Raw genomic sequence first — 5,884 nt, forward strand, 5'->3', positions numbered from 1 at the left:
TCCGGCCGCAAGCCGACCACTTCAAGCGAGTTGACCCGTACCAGAGAGGCACCTCCCTCGAAAACACGAGCATATATACCGGCTTCAATCAACAGCCCCACCTCGTTCCAATCCAAGCCGCCCACCTGTTGAAAATCCTTTCCCGGTTCCGCAACCCAACCCGAAAAATGATTACCCTTACGCCTCAGCATCAGTTCTACGCTGCCGGCGGGAATACTCAGCACTTTTTCTCCCAAACCCGTGCCCCCTTGATCAAGCAGCTCCATGACCACAAAAGGGACTCCATCTACAATACGTTGTTCAAGATTGATCGTTCCCGTGGAAAACGAAAAACATACCCCGGAGGTTGTCGACAACAGCTCATCGTTCACATGCAACTGTGCAATAATATGGCCGTCACCCTGAAGTGCCCGCCGTAAACACGCCTCGTGTCCCTTTTGGGGAGCCATCACCATTCCCTGGTCGTACATCCACATTCCCTTCTGTTTCCAGCCCCTGGGAGTGGAGGACAGACGTGTTACATTGATTTCTTCTTTTTGGAGTTGCGCCACGCTGGTTTGCGGCCAACCCCCAAAAAGCATGGACAGCACTACGACATTGATCACAAAACAGACGGCTCCTTTAGTTGGCAGACGTATCCTATCCCGAATTTTCTCCATCAATATCCGTGCGCTAAAAGTTCGCCGGGTCATCTTTTCGTCCGCGTCGAAATAAGAACTTCAAGCGCCGTAATAATCCGTGTGGCCTCGGCAGGAGGAACCTCGCTTCCGACTGGAACGATATAAAGCGCATTTACATTGGGAAGACTCAAGCCGATCTGGTACGTTCCGTCCGGCCATGGACCGTTTGCCCACATACTCAACTCCGAATAGGGAGCCAGGGATCCTTTTCCGAAAACAGTGGGGTGGTATACACCCTTTTCAGTAAATGTACAGCAGGATTTACCCCAGACCGGAAGCCAATTGACAGTATTCAGGTATTCAATTGCAACCTCCTTCGGCATTAAATTTACAGTGTCTTGATCCCAGGTCACCGGAACCCGCGGTGTACTTGCGCAACCCAATGAAAGCACTAGCAACATGGCAAAAAACACCAGAGCAATGCGCATCTTGTCGGTATAAAAAGCTGAGACACTCCAGGTTATCACCTGTTTCATTACCTCCTCCTTTGTAACTAATCACGGGGTATCAGTACCCTAAGTGACCGTCACCCCTTATTTCCGCAGGACAGTCATGCCCGGCTGCAAAACCGAAATAGCGCCATGGGGAATAATCGAAGCTTTCAGCCCGGCAATACGCTTAACTTCCAGGATCATGGGATAACCGTTCGGCTGGATAATAAATAATTGATTCCCCGGGGCCACCGAACCCGATTGTTTGAGGTGAAGCACAACATACCCCCACTCGGTATTAACAGAGACGATCTCTCCCACAACCTTTGATCCGGGCGGCGGGGGAGGCGGCCCGGCCTTTTTTTTGACAATCATTTCAGAACTTTTTCCCGGGGAAGTCGAATACTCAGTTGAAAGAGCTTTGCGGCTGATGGTGAGCGCTTCCGGTCTTGCACCGCCCACCTCGAGTGAAAAAACACTAAGTGGAGAAACCGCACCCCTGGAGACCCTGCCATAGACTCCTGCCTGGATTACCTGTTCCACGCCGCCCCAGTTCAAACCCGCCACCTGTCGAAAATCTTTTTTTGGCTCAGCAACCCAGCTTGAAAAATTATCTCCCTCGCGCTGCAGCATAAATTCCAAATCACCGTCCGGGATACTCAACACCTTCTCGCCCATCATTTTACCATTTTGTTCAAGCACCATGACTGCAAAAATGTTGTCATTAATGATACGCCTCTCAATGCTGATTCTACCATCTGGAAACCTAAAAGTAATACCAGGAATCGCCGGGTTCCCTTCAGTGATCCTGAAACCGGCGATGATATGACCATCCCCCATGAGATCCCGCTGTAGAAGGGTGGCCCGTCCTTTCTGCGGCCTCATGATCAGCTGTTTATCAAAACCCCACATGCCCTTTTGTTTCCACCCGGTGGGTGTTGCCGTAAGGTTTGCAATATCAATTTTATCTTTTGGGATCTGGGTGTTGCCCGCCAATGCCCACCCGCCGGGAAGTAATAAAAAAATGGAGAATAGCAGAGTGATAAATTTATTCATTCATCTCTCCTGTAAATAAAAAACCGAGTTATTCAAGCTGTCATACATGACCCGTGGTTTTCCGTCCCTGCTTCTCAACAGGTTTGGCTTTGTCTTTATAAACTATTATTTATCATTTAAGAAATAAAAATGGGTTTGTCAATTGGATAAGGATATTTATTTTATCCATCAGGATTCCCAATTTTAACTTACCCAAAAAGTTAAAATTGGGAATCCTCAATCGCATTAACCATTTCAGGCAGAAATGGTTAATATATTATCTGACCTTTGAACCTTCCTTTTCATTGGAAAAAGAAAATTCAACTCTATCAATTATTCTGTCTTCAGGATCAAGGCGGTAGAGTTTTACCATTTCAAAACTATCTACCTCAATAAAAAGATTACCATTTTTGTCAACCAGTTTCAGGTTGTAGGTATTGGTTTCTTCACCTGTGTCCATCTTTCGGGTGATACAAAAATATTCCTTATTTTTTTCAACAATCTTATAAAATTTCAAAGAGTTGATTTTATAAGGCAAGACTATTCTTGAGGTTGTAAAGAATTCTAGAAGGCCGCCGGTCTGAAACATAGCATCAACCAGGATGGGAGCTGCCACAAAGTTGGGATCTTTTATCCCTTTAAAAAACTCTTTTCGGCTACTATCCTCCACTGTTGTGACCAATGTTTTACCGTCAAATGAATTAATATCCGTGATGGTGGCGAAAAGGCCAAACATGAACAGCCGTTTGGGATTATACACCAGGGTGTCAATGTCACCTTCCCAGGAAACCGGATTAAATTGGGGCAGTTTGATCTTCTTTACCTTTAAGGGTTTTTCAGCAAACCTGTATTTACCTTCATAATGAAGTTTGGGATCACCCATGACAATTCCCTTGGGATTCTTGAACCGGGAGGTGATCCTGCAGTCAAATAAACCTTCTCCCGCAGCGTCTCCTGAAATCAAAAGCTCCTTTGGACGTCCCTTTAAAAGTTTGATCCCGTAGGGAATCTGAAAGTCCGTCAATTCAACAAAATGTACTTTATCTTCAGACAGGGATCTTGCCACTTCAGCCATGGTTTCAATCCCGGTGGAACCAAGAAAAAGCGGCACATCGTCCATGGTATGGTCATGGAGGAACACATCTCTTTCAATATCCAGCACCCTTGAATAGATAGTTCCAGTTTTAGTTTTTTCCATCGGAATATCCAGAAACGGGAATTGAGCATTATTCGGATCGCCCAGAAGACCGTCCCTGTCAAAGGAATAATCAAGGCCGGAAAACACCATTTCAGACTCTGTCTTATCTAGAAGGTCTGCCATAAAAAACTTGACGCCCTGTTCCATGGGAAGGAATTGGATGCCTCTTTCTTCAAGCACCTTTTTCACCGTTGGATTGGTTGCCATGCCGACACCACCCCAGGCTGTCCACGCATAGACCTTATAGGTTCTGTCGGGATGAAGCTGCTTTTCGTGAAACAATGTTTTCCCAAGAAAATCATTGGCAGATGTATAATCCACCTGACCTTCGTTCCCAAAACGGGCTGTTACGGATGAAAAAGTAAAAAAGTATTTATACTCTCTTTCTTTAAAGGCCTGCAGAAGGTTTCGCATGCCTTTGACTTTGACATCCACCACCAGTTCAAAGGACCAGAGTTCTTTTTTGGGGATAAACTGGCTCATCTCCATGCCGGCGGCATGAAAAACACCATCAATTTTGTCATACTTGTCAACGGCTGCCTTTACGGCATTAAAATCAGTTACATCCACACAATTATACTCAACACTGACACCCAGCGACTGAAGATACTCAATATTTTCAAGTGACTGTCGAACCCGCATCAGACGATCAAGGGCACGTTTTATTTCAATGGGTTTCACCCCGGGCATATCGTCTCTGAGCAACCCCATGAGATCAGCCTGGGTGGATACTTTATCCAGAAATTTTGAATCAATGCTGTAAATGTCATTGATATCCAGGATAATCAGGTTGACCTTATACTTTTCAACCACCTTTTTTATGATTTCATAGGTAATACCGCCGGCTCCGCCTGTAACCAGCATGGTATCATTGTTTGAAATAATCTGTTGTGTCCTGTCTGCAATGGAAGGTTTCATGGTCAGGACGTATCGCTTCTTATTCTTATATCCCACCTCTACCCTTGTATCGTCGCAAAGCAGCTCATTTAAGAATAAATCTGCAATCCTTCCTATGCTTTTCTTTAGCTGTTTATAAGAAAAGTCCACCACCTTGACCCTGGTATCCGGCATCTCCTTATTCACGGTTTTCAAAAGGCCTGCAAGGCCTGCAAACATGGGATGAATATCACCGCAGTCTTCCATATACGGAAATACAACCGAATCAAAGGTAATGGTTCCAATGACATTGTCTTTCTGATCAAGGGTTTCAAAAAGATGCTTAATCATGACAAAAAAGGATTTGATGGTCGTGTTGAGAGATTCGTTTGAATCATCTTTTGGGTCTTTTCGATCAAAATAGTAATCCAGGGGTGCCAGATGAATAAACCCGTTTACCTCAGGATAGGCTTCTTTAAATTCTTCCACCCTCTTTTCCGTGGCCTTGACATCGGTCAGGTCAAACTTAAAATCAGCACCTTTACTGCCAATGGTAATGACTTCACCCTTTTTCTCTTTTATCTTTTCAATAATCTTTTTGGCGAACCCGTGGCTGTCAAGGGAAACAATAATTTTTTTACCTCTAAAATCCTTTTTGGAAGATTCCGGGATCTTTGATTTCTTAGCTCTCACAATCAACCGCTTAATGGGTGATGCAGTATCAGGGAATTCATCTTCGTTATTTAAAGGGATAGTGAAGTCGGTTGCCTGTAAAACTTTATTGCTTTTCACGGAAAGTGCCGGTTCCATTTGGGTTTGAGGTGCCTGCACTGCGTCTGCCCTGGTCTTAATATAGTCTGACAGTTTGGCAATGGTATTCAGATCCCGGAGTTTTAAATCATCCGGAACCGGGAAACCAAAATGGGAAGCGATCTTGGCAAAAATTTCAACCTGTTTCACTGTATCAATCCCAAGGTCTGCCTCAAGATCCAGATCATCTTCCAGCATATCTGCCGTGTATCCGGTCTGGACAGCAATCACCTCTTTAACTACAATCGCTGCATCCTCACTTTGTGCCTGCACATCAACCGCCACAGGAACCGCTTCCGGGGCATTTTCCTGTTTTTCAATTTCAACAGTGCCCCCTGCTCTGGACTGGATATACTCAGACAGTTTGGCAATGGTATTCAGATCACGGAGTTTTAAATCATCCGGTACCGGAAAACCAAAATGAGAGGCTACCTTGGCAAAAATCTCAACTTGTTTCACTGTATCTATCCCAAGATCCGCCTCAAGATCAAGGTCATCCTCCAGCATGTCCACCGCATATCCGGTCTGCTCGGCGATGATGTTCTTGACAGTGTCAATGGCCGTGGAGAAACCTTGTGCTTGAGGTATTGATTTAGTATCCGGTTGAGCAGCCACAATTTCCGAATCTGTAGTTTTAGTATCCGGTATGTTAGCTCTTGTGGCAATATACTCAGCCAGTTTAGCAATAGTATTCAAATCCCGAAGTTTTAAATCATCCGGCACCGGAAAGCTGAAATGGGAGGCTACCTTGGCAAAAATCTCAACTTGTTTCACTGTATCTATCCCAAGATCTGCTTCAAGATCCAGATCATCTTCCAGCATATCTGCCGTGTATCCGGTCTGGACAGCAATCA

4 protein-coding genes and 1 riboswitch are annotated in these 5,884 nt (G+C 45.0%); all 4 genes read right to left on the reverse strand.

The genetic code is table 11. The features are described from left to right. Positions 1–605 (reverse strand): hypothetical protein (locus tag K8S13_RS07650; RefSeq protein WP_291461681.1); only part of this gene is annotated, 605 nt, incomplete at its 3' end. An 83-nt stretch (positions 606–688) separates the two neighbouring features. Continuing rightward, positions 689–1,156, reverse strand: coding sequence for a hypothetical protein (locus K8S13_RS07655; RefSeq protein ID WP_291461682.1), 468 nt, complete (start codon positions 1,154–1,156; stop codon positions 689–691). Positions 1,157–1,213: 57 nt separating this feature from the next. Continuing rightward, positions 1,214–2,167, reverse strand: coding sequence for a hypothetical protein (locus K8S13_RS07660; RefSeq protein ID WP_291461683.1), 954 nt, complete (start codon positions 2,165–2,167; stop codon positions 1,214–1,216). 24 nt (positions 2,168–2,191) lie between these two features. After that, positions 2,192–2,265: riboswitch (cyclic di-GMP riboswitch) on the reverse strand. A gap of 158 nt (positions 2,266–2,423) precedes the next feature. After that, a partial coding sequence (locus tag K8S13_RS07665) for a KR domain-containing protein (RefSeq protein ID WP_291461685.1) occupies positions 2,424–5,884 on the reverse strand: 3,461 nt, incomplete at its 5' end.

Source organism: Desulfobacula sp. (assembly GCF_021107415.1).

What these genes read in the sequence shown, in the direction of transcription:
- K8S13_RS07655 (WP_291461682.1), bottom strand. Translation starts at nt 1,156, where the DNA reads ATGAAACAGGTGATAACCTGGAGTGTCTCAGCTTTTTATACCGACAAG.
- K8S13_RS07660 (WP_291461683.1), bottom strand. Translation starts at nt 2,167, where the DNA reads ATGAATAAATTTATCACTCTGCTATTCTCCATTTTTTTATTACTTCCC.